This is a genomic window from Paenibacillus sp. FSL H3-0286 (assembly GCF_045040705.1).
GTDB lineage: Bacteria > Bacillota > Bacilli > Paenibacillales > Paenibacillaceae > Paenibacillus_AQ > Paenibacillus_AQ odorifer.
Genome location: NZ_CP150285.1, coordinates 1,071,219 through 1,089,006, shown reverse-complemented (window position 1 = coordinate 1,089,006; position 17,788 = coordinate 1,071,219). Strand labels below are relative to the sequence as shown.

At 45.3% G+C, this 17,788-nt stretch carries 17 protein-coding genes; 3 read left to right on the top strand and 14 right to left on the bottom strand.

The window, feature by feature from the left end:
- Positions 1-86: 86 nt before the first annotated feature.
- A complete protein-coding gene (locus MHB37_RS04675) occupies positions 87-1,313 on the bottom strand; it encodes an MFS transporter (RefSeq protein WP_076137142.1) in 1,227 nt (408 codons plus the stop codon).
- Positions 1,314-1,523: 210 nt separating this feature from the next.
- Here MHB37_RS04675 and MHB37_RS04670 point away from each other — a divergent pair, with 210 nt between their 5' ends.
- Positions 1,524-2,183 (top strand): peptidylprolyl isomerase, encoded by a 660-nt coding sequence (locus MHB37_RS04670; protein ID WP_051491160.1) that lies wholly within the window; start codon positions 1,524-1,526, stop codon positions 2,181-2,183.
- Between the two features lie 133 nt (positions 2,184-2,316).
- Here MHB37_RS04670 and MHB37_RS04665 read toward each other — a convergent pair whose 3' ends face one another.
- The 3 genes from MHB37_RS04665 to MHB37_RS04655 all read right to left on the bottom strand — a co-directional run bounded on the left by MHB37_RS04665 (position 2,317) and on the right by MHB37_RS04655 (position 5,494).
- The gene (locus tag MHB37_RS04665; protein WP_076129277.1) at positions 2,317-3,423 is read right to left on the bottom strand and encodes a Glu/Leu/Phe/Val dehydrogenase; all 1,107 of its coding nucleotides are present in this window, start codon (positions 3,421-3,423) and stop codon (positions 2,317-2,319) included.
- Between the two features lie 232 nt (positions 3,424-3,655).
- Positions 3,656-4,588, bottom strand: coding sequence for a manganese-dependent inorganic pyrophosphatase (locus MHB37_RS04660; RefSeq protein ID WP_076129278.1), 933 nt, complete (start codon positions 4,586-4,588; stop codon positions 3,656-3,658).
- Positions 4,589-4,687: 99 nt separating this feature from the next.
- Positions 4,688-5,494, bottom strand: a complete 807-nt coding sequence (locus MHB37_RS04655; RefSeq protein ID WP_405168997.1) for an AAC(3) family N-acetyltransferase — start codon at positions 5,492-5,494, stop codon at positions 4,688-4,690.
- A 179-nt stretch (positions 5,495-5,673) separates the two neighbouring features.
- Between MHB37_RS04655 and MHB37_RS04650 the strand changes: the two genes are divergently transcribed.
- Positions 5,674-6,651 (top strand): ring-cleaving dioxygenase, encoded by a 978-nt coding sequence (locus MHB37_RS04650; RefSeq protein ID WP_076147152.1) that lies wholly within the window; start codon positions 5,674-5,676, stop codon positions 6,649-6,651.
- A 59-nt stretch (positions 6,652-6,710) separates the two neighbouring features.
- On the opposite strand, the gene MHB37_RS04645 is transcribed toward MHB37_RS04650, so the two are convergent.
- Positions 6,711-7,412 (bottom strand): YjjG family noncanonical pyrimidine nucleotidase, encoded by a 702-nt coding sequence (locus MHB37_RS04645; protein ID WP_076194170.1) that lies wholly within the window; start codon positions 7,410-7,412, stop codon positions 6,711-6,713.
- A 168-nt stretch (positions 7,413-7,580) separates the two neighbouring features.
- Between MHB37_RS04645 and MHB37_RS04640 the strand changes: the two genes are divergently transcribed.
- Positions 7,581-8,516, top strand: coding sequence for an MraY family glycosyltransferase (locus MHB37_RS04640; RefSeq protein WP_076129282.1), 936 nt, complete (start codon positions 7,581-7,583; stop codon positions 8,514-8,516).
- 108 nt (positions 8,517-8,624) lie between these two features.
- Here MHB37_RS04640 and MHB37_RS04635 read toward each other — a convergent pair whose 3' ends face one another.
- From MHB37_RS04635 to qoxB, 9 genes are all read right to left on the bottom strand, one after another.
- Positions 8,625-8,780 (bottom strand): hypothetical protein, encoded by a 156-nt coding sequence (locus tag MHB37_RS04635; RefSeq protein WP_405168996.1) that lies wholly within the window; start codon positions 8,778-8,780, stop codon positions 8,625-8,627.
- Positions 8,781-9,010: 230 nt separating this feature from the next.
- Positions 9,011-9,532: a mismatch-specific DNA-glycosylase gene (locus MHB37_RS04630; protein WP_076129577.1), complete on the bottom strand. Its 522-nt coding sequence runs from the start codon at positions 9,530-9,532 to the stop codon at positions 9,011-9,013.
- 39 nt (positions 9,533-9,571) lie between these two features.
- Complete coding sequence (locus tag MHB37_RS04625) at positions 9,572-10,126, bottom strand: RNA 2'-phosphotransferase (protein ID WP_076304982.1); 555 nt, start codon at positions 10,124-10,126, stop codon at positions 9,572-9,574.
- Between the two features lie 354 nt (positions 10,127-10,480).
- Entirely contained in the window at positions 10,481-12,523 is a 2,043-nt protein-coding gene (locus MHB37_RS04620; RefSeq protein ID WP_405168995.1) for a hypothetical protein, read from the bottom strand.
- Positions 12,477-13,379 (bottom strand): ABC transporter ATP-binding protein, encoded by a 903-nt coding sequence (locus tag MHB37_RS04615; protein ID WP_036680830.1) that lies wholly within the window; start codon positions 13,377-13,379, stop codon positions 12,477-12,479. The genes MHB37_RS04620 and MHB37_RS04615 overlap by 47 nt, the downstream gene beginning before the upstream one ends.
- Entirely contained in the window at positions 13,372-13,761 is a 390-nt protein-coding gene (locus MHB37_RS04610) for a GntR family transcriptional regulator (RefSeq protein ID WP_076129581.1), read from the bottom strand. Before MHB37_RS04610 ends, MHB37_RS04615 begins: the two co-directional genes overlap by 8 nt.
- Positions 13,762-14,941: 1,180 nt before the next feature.
- Complete coding sequence (gene qoxD / locus MHB37_RS04605) at positions 14,942-15,232, bottom strand: cytochrome aa3 quinol oxidase subunit IV (RefSeq protein WP_036680878.1); 291 nt, start codon at positions 15,230-15,232, stop codon at positions 14,942-14,944.
- Positions 15,233-15,236: 4 nt separating this feature from the next.
- Positions 15,237-15,833, bottom strand: a complete 597-nt coding sequence (gene qoxC / locus MHB37_RS04600) for a cytochrome aa3 quinol oxidase subunit III (protein WP_042124373.1) — start codon at positions 15,831-15,833, stop codon at positions 15,237-15,239.
- The gene (gene qoxB / locus MHB37_RS04595; protein WP_076129582.1) at positions 15,830-17,773 is read right to left on the bottom strand and encodes a cytochrome aa3 quinol oxidase subunit I; all 1,944 of its coding nucleotides are present in this window, start codon (positions 17,771-17,773) and stop codon (positions 15,830-15,832) included. Before qoxB ends, qoxC begins: the two co-directional genes overlap by 4 nt.
- Between the last annotated feature and the right edge of the window lie 15 nt (positions 17,774-17,788).

Below are 17,788 nucleotides of genomic sequence, written 5' to 3'. Positions count from 1 at the left end.
CAGCTTAATATGAATAAAGCCGCCGGGCTATGAGCCCGGCGGCTTTATGTTGTTTCTAAATAACGACATGCTCATTGAGTTAGCAGTTAACCCTGCATCGTTGTTGGCTGTTCTGCGGGACGAGCAGCGGCGATTTGTGCTTCCAGCTTGCGGGTCTTAACCAATATCGCTGCTACCAGCAGCATCACTCCATTGATTACAAACACCCAGCGAATTGGAATCACCGCGCCTAATAAGCCGCCGATAATCGGTCCAGCCATCGTCGCAAGCTGAGATGCCGCCTGATTCAGGCCAAAGGCCCGTCCACGGAATCCCGGCTCAATTACTTGTACAATCATGGCATTCACTGACGGCAGCACACCTGCATAGAACAGGCCGTAAGCAAAGCGAAGGATAGCGAACTCTACATAGCCCGAAACAAAAAACTGCAGAATATTACCGATGCCGCCCCCGATCAGTCCAATAAATAAGATCATCCCAAAGCCTTTTCGGCTGCCGAGTCTGCCCCACTGCGGAGCCATCAGCACCGTAGCAATCCCCACAGCAGAGAATACTATTCCCGAGCTTAGCGAGGCACTATTTTTGGAGATCCCCATGTCCAGTAGATAAATTGGGATTAACGGTTCCAGGATCATAACGGAGAAGGTACTGATTCCCGCCAGCGAGAGCAAAGTAATAAAAGCTCGGTTACTTCTCGCTTCCCTGATATCATCACTTACATGTGACCTTGGAGCCGAACGGTCGAAGTTCTCCTCTTTTGCAAAAAAAGTAGCAATGAGCGCTGAGATAAGTACAATACCCGCTGAGAATAAAAAAGCAATCCGGTTGCTGGTATAATAGCTCACTACACCGCCAATTAATGGTCCAATAATACTACCTGTCGCTCCGGCTGTAGACATAATACTTAAAGCGTACCCCGTCTTATGCTCAGGTGTATTGGTGGCTACCATTGCAATAGCTGCTGGAACAAAACCGGCAAGCAGTCCTTGCAGCACACGCACAATCAAAAAAACATAAGGATCATGTACAAAATAATTAATAAGGTATAAAGCTGCCAGACTAAAACCCGAGCGAATAAGCATCGGTTTCCGACCATACTTGTCGGCTAGCGAACCCCAATAGGGAGAGATTAAAGCGCTGGCAAGAAAGGTTATTCCAAAACTAACCCCTGACCAAATCTCCAAATGATTTGAAACCCCAAGTTCGTCGCTCAAAAAAATGGAAAGGAAGGGAATCGAGATCGAATAAGCTGTACTACAAAAGAAAACCCCTATCCAAAGCACGATCAAATTCCGCTTCCACGAAAAGAGCATCCTATGCACATCCTTTCTCGATGTTCTCTTTGGAAACATCCTACCATTGTAAACTTCTTTTTAAGATGTGCCAATCCCAGAAGTCATAACTGACCTTTGCATGTAATAGGACAAAGGAGGTATTATGGGAAGTACCTACGAGATTATTCAATAAAAAGGAGAGATTATTTAGTGAAGTCTACACGAACAAAATCCGCTATTCTTCTGATCATGTTATGCCTGGTCATGGTTATTGCGGCAGGTTGCGGTAACAAACCAAACAATAACAATGCAAGCAGTAATAATGGAAGCAGCGGATCAGCACCTGGGGAAGGTGCAGCCCCAACTGAAGGCGTTCCTTCAGCTACGGCAAGTCATCCCTTAGTAACCATTGAAATGGAAGACGGGGATATCATCCAAGCTGAGCTATACCCTGAGGTTGCCCCTAACACCGTAAACAATTTCATCTCACTTATTCAAAAAGGATTTTATGATAACACTATATTCCATAGAGTAATTCCTGACTTCATGATTCAAGGCGGCGACCCTGATGGCACAGGTATGGGAGGCCCGGGTTACAGTATCGCCGGAGAATTCTCTGGCAACGGGTTCACCAATAACCTTCTGCATACAGAAGGTGTTCTATCCATGGCAAGATCACAGGCTCCTGACTCTGCCGGTTCCCAGTTCTTTATTATGGATGCAGCTTACCCTAGTCTAGATGGAAGCTACGCCGCTTTTGGTAAAGTAACTGAAGGTATCGAAGCTGTAAAAAGAATTGTGAGCCTGCCTCGTGACGGTTCTGATCGTCCAGATGAGCCACCAGTCATGAAAAAGGTGACGGTCGACACCTTCGGCGTCACTTACCCAGAACCGCAAAAGGTTCAGTAATTAGGAATAAACAGAAACGACATTACCGTCTCGAAAGAGGATAAACGTTTCTTGTAAAAATAAAAGAACATAAAAAACTCGGCAGTCCCTCCGAAGTTGTAATCGGATGGAGCTTGCCGAGTTTTTTTACAGCTTATCCCCGCAGCGATCTTCTGCTAAGTGCATGTTGACCATTACGCAGGAAGGTGCTGCGGCTATTTCTTAATAGCGCTATCCGGTCCTCTGCAAGCTGGTTCGCAGCGGCATAAGTAGGTATTCCGTTCAAACGGGAAATTTCCATTACGCGGGTAATATTATCGTAAATCTTCGCCACCTGCTTAAAGGCACGTTCCTTATTATAGCCGTTCAGCTCGTCCGCAATATTAATGACGCCACCTGCATTAATCACGTAATCTGGAGCATATACAATCCCCATCTCATGAAGTGCATCACCATGCGAGGAATCCTTCAGCTGATTATTAGCAGCTCCTGCAATCACTTTCGCCTTGATTACCCGTAAGGATTCATCGTTAATTGTCGCTCCAAGAGCGCAAGGAGCATAAATATCACAATCTACACTGATGATATCGCCTGGATCTACAGCCTTGGCGCCATAGGCCTCTACTGCACGTTGAACGGCTGGTTTATGGATGTCCGTTACGATAAGCTGTGCTCCTTCTTCATGAAGATGTTTGCACAGTGTAAAGGCCACGTTCCCCACACCTTGAACAGCTACTGTCTTCCCTTCGAGCGAATCACTGCCAAAGGCGGCTTTAGCGGCTGCCTTCATTCCTTGGTAAACACCGTAAGCCGTTGCTGGTGACGGATTGCCCGAAGAACCGTACGTAGGTGAGGTGCCAGTAACATAATCTGTCTCTTGATAAATAATGTTCATGTCCTCTTCCGTAGTCCCTACATCTTCAGCAGTTATGTACCGTCCATTTAAACCTTGTATGTATCTTCCGAAAGCACGGAACATGGCTTCATTTTTATCCTTCTTGGGATCTCCAATGATTACTGTTTTCCCACCACCCAAATTCAGGCCGGATACTGCATTTTTATAGGTCATCCCTTTTGCTAATCGAAGCGCATCAACAATAGCTTCCTCTTCTGTAGCGTAGGTCCACATCCGTGTTCCACCCAGTGCTGGTCCCAGTGTCGTGTCATGAATCGCGATGATCGCCTTTAATCCCGATGCCTTATCCTGACAAAATAATAATTCCTCGTAGTCGTCCCGTTCCAATGCTGCAAACAATTCCATTTCCAATATCCCCTATCCCTTTGTCATATTCCTCATGCTGGTTCAAAGTTCATGCAATTGGAAGAGGATCAGTTGGATCCCCTCCCAAAATATTGTAGCAGAATACGCCGTAAAACAAAAAGAACTCATGTCACCATCTTAACTACTGATGGGGCATGAGCTCTTTTTATCCAATCTACTCTCATAGACAGGATTTCTATTGTACAAAATACAACGCAACTGTCAAAATGCTTTACAGTTTAGCAATTGTCTCTGTAAGTACCGGTACGATTTGCGATTTACGGGATACTACACCCTTAAGAAGCGCTTTATTGTCATCAAGCTTCACGTTGTACGCCTGTTCTACTGCACCTGCAACACGGCCCAGAGCCAGACCCACCGAATCGTTGTTGAGGATATCTGTAACTACGAACAGGAACAGATCCAATTCTTTTTCAGCAATAATGGAAGTCAGTGCAGTTTCCAGTTCAGCCTGCTTGGAGAGTACATCATTAACGTCAACCGCGTTCACTTGGGCGATTTCTACTTTGTATTCACCCATTTTGAATTCCTTAGCATCCAAGGAGATCAGTTGAGCGATACTCTTGTCGCTAAGATCAGCACCAGCCTTCAGCATATCAAGGCCGTAGCTTTCTGCATTTACACCAGCGATTTCAGCCAATTCGCGTGCTGCAGCTACATCTTCAGCGGTGCAGGTTGGAGATTTAAACAGCAAGGAATCAGAAATGATTGCAGACAACATCAATCCGGCGATGTCTTTAGGGATAGCTACACCGTTTTCTTTATACATTTTATTAAGAATAGTAGCAGTACAGCCTACTGGCTCAGCACGGTAGTATAACGGATGTGCAGTCTCAAAATTAGCGATCCGGTGATGGTCGATAACTTCAATTACACGCACTCGATCAATGTCATTCGCACTTTGTTGGCGTTCGTTATGGTCAACAAGAATAACCTGATTAGCTTCTCCAGCTACGTTCTCTACCAGACGAGGAGCCTCTACTCCGAAATGATCAAGCGCAAATTGCGTTTCACCACTAACGTCTCCCAGACGAACTGGCTCAGCATCCCAGCCTAATTCTTTTTTGAGTGCTGCATAAGCAATTGCCGAACAAATAGTATCCGTATCCGGATTTTTGTGTCCAAAGACCAATGTTTTTTCCATTTCCAATCTCCTTACTATGTTTTAGTGAGATTAATATACCATACATTGATAGCGGCTTCCAGATTGTGCGTGCTGAAAAAATGGTTTAGCCTCTCCCACCTACGGTTGTTCACGTCTGGTCTTTGGAAGCGGATCTGGTTTGGACTCACCATGTAGCGGTTCATTATCGGAGAAAAGATCAGGATTCTCTTTTAGCATCTGGCTTAAAATATCCGTCGTTTCTACTGTTCCACACACTCTAACTAGCGCATCCCCGAAATTCCCCTTACGCATGGCACCGCCTTCCTCAAGCTCGCGTTCCACTTTCCAAAAATGCTCCGACCAAGAGAGACCACAATGTCTGCGAGAAGGCACCATGATTTCATCGCCAGCCGGCGTCACCGTATATAATTCCTCATGACTATCCGTCATTCTGCCCGGAATATCCACCCACTCTTCAATACCGTGAATGAACGTATTCCGCCGCAGATCGACACCCAGCAGTACAATTTCCGCCTTCCGATCAAGCAGCTTGCCCCACACTGAACCACGGGCGCATGGCGTATCCCAACGTTCATCCCCTGCAGTAAATGCCTCAGCATCAACACCCAAAGCCGCTACAGAGTGAGTCGGATGCCAAGAGCGGACAACACCTGGACGTTTTCTGAACAGCTCCGGTAATATCCCTACACAAGATGGGGAATCTTGAACAGAGAAGCGCGGATTATCCGCATTAATATAAGCCCATGTATGCGTTGGCAAAACAAGCAGCCCATCCTTCATATATTCACTGAGTGCATCCAGCACCGTGTTCGCGCCTCCTTCTACTTCGCCAACACTTTTTAACGAGGAATGAACTAGAATGGTCCCCTGTGGATCAATCTCTAACTCCTGTAATTGTTTCATCAAGCTTGTTGTTGTGTGCACTATACTCTCTCCTTATGTATGAATTAAATTTCATGAAACATTAATATCCACTTGCAAAAGTTTCTTATTACTTTTAAAATTATAGTAACTTAATAATATTCACCAAATATTCTATCGATATATTAAAAATAAATTAAAATAATCCACAAACCCAAAGCATTTACAAGGAGGTAACTACCATGAGTTTAACGTTAAAAGGACTTCACCATGTCTCAGCTATTACAGGCAAAGCACAGGAGAACTTTAAGTTCTATACAGAGGTACTCGGACTGCGTCTCATTAAAAAAACAGTAAATCAGGATGATATTTCAGTGTACCATTTATTCTATGGAGATGAGAAGGGGAATCCCGGAACCGAATTAACCTTTTTCGAGCTTCCGATGGCAGGCCGCAACCGAGAGGGCAATAACAGCATCTCCGCGCTCTCCCTTCGAGTGCCAAGCGATGCCGCACTTGCCTACTGGGAGCAACGCTTCACAGAGCTTAACGTGGAGCATGGGACGATACAGGAACTTGGTGGACGCCAGACTTTATCCTTCCGCGATCACGAGAGCCAACGTTTCATTCTCGTATCCGACGAAAATGATAACGGTGTTGCCGGCGGTACTCCTTGGGCTAAAAGCCCAGTACCTGCCCAATATGGCATCGTAGGCTTAGGACCCGCACATCTCACAGTAGAAAGTGCAGAACATACAGCGGTAGTGCTAGAGCAGTTGCTTGGCTTCCGCCGTATAGGAACCTACCCTTCAACAGTTGACGGCCAGCCAGATGTGCTCGTATTTGAGACTGGTGAAGGCGGTTCAGGTGCCGAGGTTCATCTGGAGGAACGCAATGATCTGGAGCAAGAGCATTTGGGACGTGGCGGGGTACATCACGTCGCATTCCGCGTAGATAATGAAGACGAATTGAAGCAATGGATCGAACACATCCGCCAGGCACAGCTTCCTAATTCCGGTTTCGTCGACCGCTTCTACTTCCGTTCCCTCTATTTCCGCGAGCCTAACGGCATCCTTTTTGAGTTAGCTACAGACGGACCAGGCTTTGCTACAGATGAGCCTATGGAAAGTTTAGGTGAATCCCTTGCGCTGCCGCCATTTCTGGAATCGAAACGCCAGCAAATCGAGGCTTATCTGAAGCCGCTGGATACTCGGCAATAAACCTCTTCAGGTTACTAAATAAAAGGTGTGAGCCGCTTATGCGCTCACACCTTATTTTTTTATTGAAGGTTAGTAGCTTTCCCTACAATATCTAGTAGCTCCGACAGGTTTCGGATTTCGTATTTTGGCTGAACGCCGGACTCATTAATCTTCCCTAGCGGGTTAAACCAGCAGGTATCAATCCCATAATTAATTCCGCCTTGAATATCAGAGGTTAAGGAGTCACCCACAATCAATACTTTTTCCTTATCCTCAATCCCCAATTTGGCAAAAGCATAATCAAATATCCCCGTCTCTGGCTTCTGACATCCTGCCTCCTCTGAGATAATGATCTGCTCAAATGTATCACTCAGCAGCGAGCCTTGGATTCTGGAAGTTTGCACATCCTTGATTCCATTCGTGATAATCGCCAGGCGGCAATCTGCAAGCTCTCCGCATAGCTCGATTGCTCCCTGCATCAGAAAGGTTCCTTCGCCTAAGAAACGTAGATAGGCCTCACTGAATGTTTCAGGATCAAGCTCAAGCGCATGTGCAGCAAACAACCGATTAAACCGCTCTACCCGCAACGCCGCAGATGAAATCCTTCCTTGTTCTAGATCCCTCCACAATGCGTGGTTAATCTCTTGATAACTGGCAGCATAATCTGCTGCACCTGTGGGCATCCCAAAGTGTAGAAAGGCATTAGACAACGCGTGACTTTCTGCCATTCCATAATCAAACAACGTATCGTCGGCATCAAATAAAATAACATCGTATTTCATAAATATCCCCCAAAGGCTTTTCTCAACAAGGTACTACAGCGTTGCTGGCAAGTCAACTTCACACCCCTCACGACAAAATTTTACTTTTTTAAGGTAGATTTAATCGATCTGTGGTATTTTAAAAAGAAAACGGTGGTGAGCGTCATTTTATACGTTTTATCATTTCTAATGTCATTTCTTATCGTCTACTTTCTAATTCCGCCGCTCGGCAAGCTTGCTTTTCGGCTTGATTTTGTGGACAAGCCTCGGCAGGACGTTGAGCGTAAAATTCATAGAGAGCCCATTCCGCTAACGGCCAGCTACGCCATATTCATCGGATTTTTTATCACTTATCTGGTGTTCGCGCGTGATTTCTCCATGGAGACTGTCGCATTATTTGTAGGTGGCGTACTATTGCTGACCATAGGCACGGTGGATGATTGGTACAAAACGAAAGGCAAAGATTTCCCAGCTCTGCCCAAGTTAATTGTACAAGTTAGCGCAGCGATCCTGGTTTATGTTTCTGGCAATGCCTTTACCGGATTCTACAATCCATTCTCAGGCGATTATATCGTTTTGCCTGTCATTCTATCGTTTCTGCTAACGATTATCTGGATCTTCGGTGTAACCACAGTTATTAATTTCTCGGATGGCATGGACGGTCTGGCTGGTGCCTTGACGGCCATTTCGGCGATTACGTTATTTGTTGTCGCACTGGCAAAGGGGCAATCCTCATCTGCCATTATGGCAATTTCACTGATTGGCGTTACGCTTGCTTATCTGCGCTACAATAAGCCGCCCGCCAAAATCTTTATGGGCGACGCCGGGGCAACCTTTCTCGGCTTCATCCTAGCGGTAATTGCACTCGACGGAGCGTTCAAGCAAGCCACCGTCCTGTCGCTGTTCATTCCGATTCTGGCGCTGGGCGTACCGATCTTCGACAACATTTTTGTCGTAGTCAAACGTTTCATCCAAGGCAAGTCCATTTATCAAGCCGATGCCACCCAGGCTCATTACCGCCTGCTTCGGGCAGGCCTGAACCAGAAGCAGGTCGTTGCCGTGCTTTGCCTGATTAGTGTTTGCCTATCCTTATCCTCTATCATTCTGCTGCTGATTGAGACCTAATGTATTAGGGACTAAGGGCATGTCTCATATACTGAGACTGCCCTTTGAAGTTACAAAAGGAGCAAGATTCCGATATGGAATCTTGCTCCTTTTGTGTTTGAGGGTATTCTAGAGTAGCGAGAGATAGCTAAGATGCGAGAGTTTGCCAGAGCTTGCGGGATCTGCGGGATCTGCGGGATCTGCGGGATCTGCGGGATCTGCGGGATCTGCGGGATCTGCGGGATCTACGGGATCTGCGGGATCTGCGGATTTACGTAGATCCATGGCCAATTCTCCAGCTTTTACTGTTACGGACTCAGGCGCCGTTATTCGTGAATTTCCGGCCATATAGTGGTGTTTTCGGACTCCAAAGACACTATCACACCAAATCGGACGCATTTTCAGTCAATTTCCACCCAATAGCTGCATTGGAGTCCGATAGCACGCAAATTAGAGTGATTTGTTACTTTTAACGACTCCTGTGTCCTTTAGCACCCTACCTCCGAATACATCAATCACCCATCGTTCTCTTGCGTAAACTCGGCTAATCTGCGATAAATCCCAACTATCTCTTCCATCGGCATTCTAACTAATCCGCTAGAAGAGGGTGCAACAAATTCACGAACGCCATCTACCTTTGGAGGCACGTCCCCTTGAAATCCCCAGTTTGCTTTTGTTCTGCGGCTAAACTCTGTATACACACCCTTACCTACAAAACAGGCGACTTGAGGCCGATATTTCTCCAGCTTGGAGCGAAGCATTTCCCGACCCTCCTGGTATTCTTCACGAGTAATATCGTCGATTCCCCGTGTGGGACGGGCAACAATATTTGTAAACCCATAGCCCAGCTTAAGCAAGTCCCCATCCTCAGACGCATCATACAACCGGGGAGTAAGTCCAGACTGATGTAATATTCTCCAGAAATTATTCCGCGGATTCGCGTAATGATGTCCTACCTCGCCAGAACGGATACTAGGATTGAACCCAATAAATACAATCTGTAATCCGTGATCTAAGTGATCTGGAATTTCATCCATGTTATTATGCCTCCTAACCAAACGTCGATCTAGTTCAACTTACGGGGTATACACCTTAAGACAGGACGGCGGTATATGACCTGCCAACCATACCTTATTACCCGCATTATAAAAGGTTACACCCATTTGACCCGCTCTAATCGTATCAACGGTTAACAATATCAATTTCCCTCTGCGACTTCCGGCTAAACTGGCAAAATGAGTCCCTTCAGACAAATGAACATACTGCCGTCCCATCGATTGGAGCCCCTCCTCCAAAATCACAGAAAGCACACCAGAATGAGTTCCGTGAAAAAGTATAGCAGGCGGAGTCCCCGGCCCATAAGTGATTTTTGTATGGCTATGCCCGTACCGGGCTTTGATCCGGTCGTCAATGATTTCCAATCGTTGCTTGTCACAATCTGCGACCACTTGCCGAATATCTCCCACAGTCACCTCTGACCATCTAGGAGTGCTTACAATAACAGACAGTAAATCATCCAACCTACAGGAACCATCCTCTGGATCCAAAATAAGACCATATTGCTCCGGGGTATGCCGAAGCAGCTTAGTCATAAATTTACTTAACGACACTTCCGCTGTATTGCTTAACATTATATTTTCACCTCAATTTTTCCTATTTATATTATTCTACAGTAAAGGATCTCTTCGAAGCAGATTCCAGAGGCATTACAGCAATCACACATCCATGTATTACCTCTTACTATGCAAAAAAGACCATGGACTCTATCGTCCATGGTCGGGCTTCACCTAAATACAAAACTCCTTACCACTTAATACAGCGATGTTATTTTACCGGAAACGAATATACTGGTTCAGAGGCTGACCTGAAAGTTCCATATCATCCTTATCGTATCTCCAAAAGCATAATCCAACTATCCAGTTTATGTCAACCAGTAGTCTTTTATCTGTAATCTTTTATCTGTAATCTTTTACTAACTTCTTAACTTATTTCAGCAATGCTTTCAATTCAGGCGTCATATCCGATTCTTTTAACATTACGAAATCGCTGTAACCCTCTTTGTACATCAACTTCACAATGTAGTTGCCATTCTCAACACCATTATGGAAATGATGGTCCAAAATATCTGTTAATAATGTCTTATCCTTCGTAACAGCCGTACGATTCTTTTCGCGTGCAAGCGCTACTCTTTGTTCAGGACTAGTAGGGTTCTTAGGTGTTTGCTCGTCCATATAATCATCTTTTATAATCTCTGCCGATTGGATATCTTCAGCTGTTATTCGTATTTTATCGGCATAACCTTTTTCGTCCATCCACTTTTCAAGCTCATGGAAAGAAGATTTCCACGGATAATAATAACCATAATCTGTAATAACTTGATTACTGTTCTCTTTTGTCTTCACCTCTACTTGGATATTAGCCACATCAGGTTTTCCGTCCTTATCTATTTGTACTTCGTAGGACATATTCGAAATTTCGCGTTTGATAATCTCCTTTAGCTCTGAAATTTCCCCGGGATCAGAAATGGCTACTTTTTTATTCCTGTTAGTAACCCACATAAAATCCAGGTCTTTGTCTAAGAGAGCTAAATCATACTTTTCATACTTGTAAGCTTCGGTATCCTTAACCGCCTCGAGCTCTGATTCAAACCCCTTATTAGGGATCCAGTATTCCCTCACTAGCTTATCGCCGTTCTCCAATTGATAAGCCAGAGTAAAATATTCATAAACGTATTGTCGTGAGGTAAGTTCTGGACGTACTGCAACTACCGCTTGATGGAGTTTACGGACAGCTTCTATATAATCTTTATCATCGGAAAAAGGGTTCTGCCCCATGTAGGGTGTAGTGTACAAATCATCCGTTGGGGTATACAACCGGTAGTTAGCTCCCATATATACACCGCTAATCTTATCACCGGAAGGCACTCTGGCTTCATACCCCGTAACACTTGATACCGGGATATACAGAAGTAACCCTATCATTACCGCATAAACTGCAAACTCAGCTGCCATTTTACGCGTCATAATCTGCCATGTTTTCCGAACAATCATTTCTGCGGCAACATAACCAATAATGGCTCCGATGGCATATCCACCAATCACCCAGCCCATTTGCTGTTGCTTCATTTGCGCAAAATAATTACCGGCAATAAGCATGGCGCATAACATAACCCCTGCTTTAAACAGTGGGTTGAAATATCCAAAGGCAATAGCCTGACCCGCTTTTTCCGTATTACGTTTACGGTATAACAGGTACGACAACCCGATAAATAGAAGTGCCAATACCCCATAAATCCATAATTCTGTATTGGTGAAGGGTTTGCCGGTAAAATAATACACGATGTGAACAAAAGGAGACCATATCTGCGAATTAGAATCACGCAAGTTAGAATTTGCATTTGCATATCCATAAAGATACATAGCTAAATGGCTGTGGATTAATGAGATCAGTACAGCAGGAAGAATAAGCAAAATATAAATGATAATTCCCTGAAGAATAGATTGGCCTGTACATATTCCCACAAAAACACTAAAGCAGAAGAGGAACAAAGTCAGAATACTAACTGTGATACACCATTGCCAAATATCTGCGTCTTGAAAAATATAAAAATTCCCACTCCATGGCTTAATAACGGCAACCACCCCAGCAGTTAACCAAACAGGCAGCAACAGCAAGGTAAGTCCACTCGTCAGATGAGCTGTAAATAAATGCTCTCTGCGTAAAGGCAGGCTATGCCAAAGATCTGCGGGTGATTTTGCCTGAAGGTATCGGAATAAGAATAGTCCTGCGGCAACTGGGATCGTAATGATAAACAAGGCTTGCACACTACCAGCTATGCGAAATAAATGATCAACTTCCTGCGGTTTTGCATCCGGATTGCTGCTCATGAAGAGCTGTAATGGAAGTGCAAATAATAAGCCGAGTGCATATATAATCCCTATCCAGCCATGCTGGCGGAAGTTCTGGCGAAAAATACTGCTATTAAAGTAGTAATGGCTGCGCATCATATCCGACATCCCCCATTTCATAAATAAAGATCTCTTCTAACGTTAATGGAAGCAAATCGAATACGTATGGCTCGTACACCTGAAAAGCCGCTTTGATCCGTTCACGATCCCCTTTTACAATATATAGGTTCACACTTCCCCGGCGCTCTTGATGCAGAACTTGTAGCTTGGCAGCTAACGGAATCTCATGCCGTTCATCCCGAAACGCCACTTGAATCTTATGTGTATCCGCCTTAAGATCATCCAGATCCTTCTCAATCAACATCTTCCCACCATGCATAATCCCGACATGATCGCACAGATCTTCAATCTCACGAAGGTTATGGGAAGAAATGATTACCGTCAACTCGCGTTCAGCTACCTCCTGAAATAGCAGGTTTTTGATTTGACGCCGCATCACCGGATCTAATCCGTCAATCGGTTCATCCATAATCAGCACATCCGGCATACAGCTTAAACATAACCAGAATGACGCTTGCCGCTGCATCCCTTTGGAGAAACGACTGAGCTTGCGCTTTTTATCGAGCTGAAATACGGTTCCCAAATCTTCAAAACGCTTCTGATTCCAGCTCGGATAAATCGAGCGATAGAAGGCCGCCATTTGCAGCATGGTGGATTGTGGGAAAAAGTAAGGAGCATCCGGCATAAAAATAACCCGTTGCTTAGTCGTCGGGTGTTCGAATACCGCTTCACCATCCACCCGCACGGTCCCCTTATCTGGAGAGTAGATGCCCGCCAATGTTTTGAGCAGCGTTGTTTTGCCCGCGCCATTAGAGCCGAGCAGCCCATAAATTGTTCCTTTATGTACCGTTAAAGAGATATCGTCGACTGCCTTCTCGCCTTGAAATAACTTGCTGACTCCCCGAATCTCAATCATCACTCTTCCCTCCTTCTCTTTGCTTCTCCACTTGTTGGTACAAAGAACTAATCTCAGCTGCGGTGAACCCAAGGTATACCGCCTCCGCCATCAGCCTCAGCAACTCGTTCCGGACTTCCGCTTTTTTGATCGCATTTTGTTCTTTTTTCACTGGGGCTACAAAACTTCCTTTCCCCTGTAATGAATAGATATATCCCTCACGTTCCAATTCACGGTAAGCCTTCTGAATCGTATTGGGATTCACGGTTAGCTGCTGGGATAACGTCCTTACAGAAGGTAGCTGTTCATCCGTCTGCAAAATACCATGCAGAATCATCTCCTTGACCTTATCGGTCAGCTGCTCATAAATCGGCTTCCGACTACGAACGTCCAGTTCGAACATAACTTTCCTCCTTCCACTATCTTGCATTAAATCCATTATGATGTGTACCAACTGTACTACTATTATTAATACAGTTTGTTTTATATGTCAACAAAAAATCCCCAAGATTATCCTTTGGGGATCTATCTATCTCTTGCTATTAATCAAAATTACGTCCGATCGCGCCAAGCCAATCTCGTCCACAGTAGTTTTAGGACCCTGATGACGCTGATTTCTGCTTATAAGGTCATCTGAGTCCGATTGCGCCAAGCTAGCCTTGTCTCCCGGGGCTTTCGGACCCAGATGACGCTATTCGCACATTTTCCGCCTTTTGAGCGAAGTTTCGGACTCCACTGCAGCTATTGCCTAGTAAGGTGCTCATTTTGCGCATTTTTCACACTAATAGCGGCTATGGGGTCCCTTAGAATTCCAAATGCCGCTGTTTCCCGCTTTTATGGTCATCTGCGTCCGATTACGCCAAGTCCCCCTCATTCCCCGTGGATTTCGGACCCAGATGACGCTATTCGCACATTTTCCGCCTATTGAGCGAAGTTTCGGACTCCACTGCAGCTATTGCCTAGAAAGGCGCTCATTTTGGGCGTTTTTCACACCAATAGCGGCTTTGGGGTCCGCTACCACTCCAAATGACGCTGATTCATGCTTTTAAGCTCATCTGAGTCCGATCGCGCCGAGCCAATCTCGTCCACAGTAGTTTTAGGACCCTGATGACGCTGTTTCCCGCTTTTAAGCTCCCCTGAGTCCGATCGCGCCGCCCCCCTTATCTCCCCCGTAGCTTTCGGACCCAGATGACGCTATTCGCACATTTTCCGCCTTTTGAGCGAAGTTTCGGACTCCACTGCAGCTATTGCCCAAAAAGACGCTCATTTCGGGCGCTTTTTACACCAATAGCGACTTTGGGGTCCGTTACCATTCCAAATGACGCTGTTTCCAGCTTTTAAGGTCACCTGAGTCCGACAGCGCCGTGCCATCCTCATCCCCCGTAGCTTTCGGACTCAGATGCCGCTATTCGTACATTATCCGCCTTTTGAGCGAAGTTTCGGACTCCAGTGCAACTATTGCCTAGAAAGACGCACATTTCCGGGCATCCGCTACAATAAACCTCCTAAATAAACGCAAAAAAAGAGACGTCCCTAAGCCATTTTGGCTTTAGAGACGTCCCTTTGAGTATTAGTGTCTGTAATTAAGCATACCAGCCCCATACGAAGATGAAGAGCGTACCGAATATCGTAACTAGACCAACGAATAAGGCATAGGCGATATTGATGTAAAGTTCTTTCTTGGTATCTGCTGATTCACCAATATGCATGAACAGGAAGAGCTGCAAGGAAGCCTGAATGAGGGCTGTAACAAGCAGGATAGCCATGTTCGCAGTGTTGGATAGATCAAGGTAGATTACAGCAAGTGCAGCCACAGAAAGGACAAGAGAGGCTAAGAAACCCATCACATGGCGAATTGGAAACAATTGCTTCATCATGCTACATCAGTCCTTTCAGATAGACGAAGCTGAAAATAAAGATCCAGACAACGTCCAAGAAATGCCAGTACAGCGAGAAGATAAAGGATTTATTGGCCGTAGCCGGATTAATACCTTGACGCTTCAACTGGATTAGAATAGCCGCACCCCACAGGAACCCGAACGATACGTGAGCTCCGTGTGTTCCCAGCAGTACAAAAAGACTGGATAGGAAACCACTGGTTTGAAGTGTAGCCCCTTCGTGAACATAAGTGACAAACTCCGTGATTTCAATACCAAGGAAGCCGAGACCCATTAGAAGGGTTAGTCCGAAAAAGACCATCATGGCTTTTTGGTAACCATGCCGCATGGCATGAACTGCAAGACCAATCGTGAACGAACTTGTCAGCAGCAGCAATGTTTCGATCATTACTGGACCAATTTCGAAAAGATCCGGCCCGCTAGGGCCGCTGGCAAAACGGTCTACCATTACAAAATAAACAGTGAACAACGTAGCGAACAGTGCAATCTCCGCTCCTAGAAAAACCCAGAAGCCAAAGATTTTATTACTATTCTCTTCTGTTGAGTATTCAAGCGGCTTAGACGCATCTATTTTCATACTGTCTCACCCCGCAATTTCTTTTCAGTAGCAATAACTTCTTCTGCTGGGATGTAGAATCCGTGATCCCGATCAAAGGACATAGCAGCTAGAACAATGAGGATACCTACTCCAGAGAGGATCGCTGGAATCCAAAGACTGAAGACCAGAGAGAACCCTGCAATGAAGAAGATAACACCCAGAACAAATGGTTTTCCTGTGTTGCTAGGCATATGAATCTTAGTAATCTTATCTTCAAAAAGCGGTACTTTATCTTGTTTAGCAGACCAGTAAGCATCACGTGTTTTTACATTTGGAACCACTGCGAAGTTGTACGCTGGAATCGGGCTTTTCGTTGCCCATTCCAAAGTACGTGCATCCCACGGATCTCCATCAGTATCTCTTGGTTCGTAACGAGTACTCCAGTAAATGTTATAAACCAGGATTACAAATCCAATAGCGAGACCGATCGCACCTACGAATGAGACCATACTCAGCGGGCCAAATCCGGTATCCGCAGAATAGGTGTATTGTCGGCGGGTCATACCCTTAAGTCCGAGAATAAACAGCGGGAAGAACGATACGTTAAAGGAAATGATAATCCACCAGAAGGCATGCTTGCCAAGACGTTCATTCAGACGGAAACCGAATACTTTAGGGAACCAGTAATGGAACCCTGCGATAACGGCGAAGACCGCACCTGGAATAAGAACGTAGTGGAAATGGGCAACCAGGAACATCGTATTATGGTACTGGTAATCGGCACTGGCCATAGCCAGCATGACACCTGTTACCCCACCAATCGTAAAGATCGGAATAAAGGCCAGGGTGTATAGCATAGGTGTCGTAAAGGTTATTCGCCCTTTTCGTAAGGTGAATAGCCAGTTAAATATTTTCACACCTGTTGGTACGGCAATGGCCATGGTTGTAATCGAGAAGAAGCTGTTAACCATAGCACCTTGACCCATTGTATAGAAATGGTGAGCCCATACTAGGAAGGACAAGAGGGAAATGATCAACATACTGAATACCATGGATGTATATCCATACAGGTTCTTTTTAGAGAAGGTGGCGATAATTTCACTATAAATACCGAATGCCGGTAAGACAACGATATATACTTCAGGGTGACCCCATACCCAGAACAGGTTGGCCCATAACATATCCATACCGCCATTGGCCATCGTAAAGAATTGAGAGCCGAACAACCGGTCGAACATCATCAACGCGAGTGCAACCGTAAGCACAGGGAATGCGAATACGATAATTACGTTGGTGATCAATACGGACCAAGTAAACATCGGCATTTTCATCAACTTCATGCCTGGTGCACGCATTTTCAGAATCGTTACAATAAAGTTAACGCCTGTGAGGAGCGTACCAATACCTGAAATTTGTAGTGCGAGCGAGTAATAGTTATTACCCACCGTTGGACTGAACTCTAAACTTGCTAGCGGGAAATATGCGGACCAACCAGCATCTGGCGATCCCCCGATAACAAACGAAATGTTAAGCAGCATAGCTCCAAAGAAGAAGAGCCAGAAGCTGACAGCATTCAGACGCGGGAAGGCAACGTCTCTAGCACCGATTTGCAGCGGAACGATAACATTCATCAGACCGATAATAAACGGCATGGCCATAAAAAGGATCATAATCAATCCGTGTGTTGTAAATACCTCGTTGTAATGCTGTGCGTCAAGAAATTTCATGTCCGGGGCTGCTGTTTGCAGCTTCATCATAATAGCGTCAACGCCGCCGCGGAAAAGCATAAGCAATGCAGCGAGGATATACATAATCCCAATACGTTTGTGGTCAACAGTAGTCAACCATTCGCGCCATAAATATCCCCATTTTTTAAAATAGGTCAGGCCGACGATAATCCCGATTGTAGCCAGAACAATACTTGCCATAGCTCCGTATATCAGGGGTTCGCCGTGGACCTTAAATTTATCCCAATCCATTAGGAATCGCTCCTT

What these genes read in the sequence shown, in the direction of transcription:
- MHB37_RS04675 (WP_076137142.1), bottom strand. Translation starts at nt 1,313, where the DNA reads ATGCTCTTTTCGTGGAAGCGGAATTTGATCGTGCTTTGGATAGGGGTT.
- MHB37_RS04670 (WP_051491160.1), top strand. Translation starts at nt 1,524, where the DNA reads ATGTTATGCCTGGTCATGGTTATTGCGGCAGGTTGCGGTAACAAACCA.
- MHB37_RS04665 (WP_076129277.1), bottom strand. Translation starts at nt 3,423, where the DNA reads ATGGAATTGTTTGCAGCATTGGAACGGGACGACTACGAGGAATTATTA.
- MHB37_RS04660 (WP_076129278.1), bottom strand. Translation starts at nt 4,588, where the DNA reads ATGGAAAAAACATTGGTCTTTGGACACAAAAATCCGGATACGGATACT.
- MHB37_RS04650 (WP_076147152.1), top strand. Translation starts at nt 5,674, where the DNA reads ATGAGTTTAACGTTAAAAGGACTTCACCATGTCTCAGCTATTACAGGC.
- MHB37_RS04645 (WP_076194170.1), bottom strand. Translation starts at nt 7,412, where the DNA reads ATGAAATACGATGTTATTTTATTTGATGCCGACGATACGTTGTTTGAT.
- MHB37_RS04640 (WP_076129282.1), top strand. Translation starts at nt 7,581, where the DNA reads ATGTCATTTCTTATCGTCTACTTTCTAATTCCGCCGCTCGGCAAGCTT.
- MHB37_RS04635 (WP_405168996.1), bottom strand. Translation starts at nt 8,780, where the DNA reads ATGGATCTACGTAAATCCGCAGATCCCGCAGATCCCGTAGATCCCGCA.
- MHB37_RS04630 (WP_076129577.1), bottom strand. Translation starts at nt 9,532, where the DNA reads ATGGATGAAATTCCAGATCACTTAGATCACGGATTACAGATTGTATTT.
- MHB37_RS04625 (WP_076304982.1), bottom strand. Translation starts at nt 10,126, where the DNA reads ATGTTAAGCAATACAGCGGAAGTGTCGTTAAGTAAATTTATGACTAAG.
- MHB37_RS04620 (WP_405168995.1), bottom strand. Translation starts at nt 12,523, where the DNA reads ATGAAATGGGGGATGTCGGATATGATGCGCAGCCATTACTACTTTAAT.
- MHB37_RS04615 (WP_036680830.1), bottom strand. Translation starts at nt 13,379, where the DNA reads ATGATTGAGATTCGGGGAGTCAGCAAGTTATTTCAAGGCGAGAAGGCA.
- MHB37_RS04610 (WP_076129581.1), bottom strand. Translation starts at nt 13,761, where the DNA reads ATGTTCGAACTGGACGTTCGTAGTCGGAAGCCGATTTATGAGCAGCTG.
- qoxD (WP_036680878.1), bottom strand. Translation starts at nt 15,232, where the DNA reads ATGAAGCAATTGTTTCCAATTCGCCATGTGATGGGTTTCTTAGCCTCT.
- qoxC (WP_042124373.1), bottom strand. Translation starts at nt 15,833, where the DNA reads ATGAAAATAGATGCGTCTAAGCCGCTTGAATACTCAACAGAAGAGAAT.
- qoxB (WP_076129582.1), bottom strand. Translation starts at nt 17,773, where the DNA reads ATGGATTGGGATAAATTTAAGGTCCACGGCGAACCCCTGATATACGGA.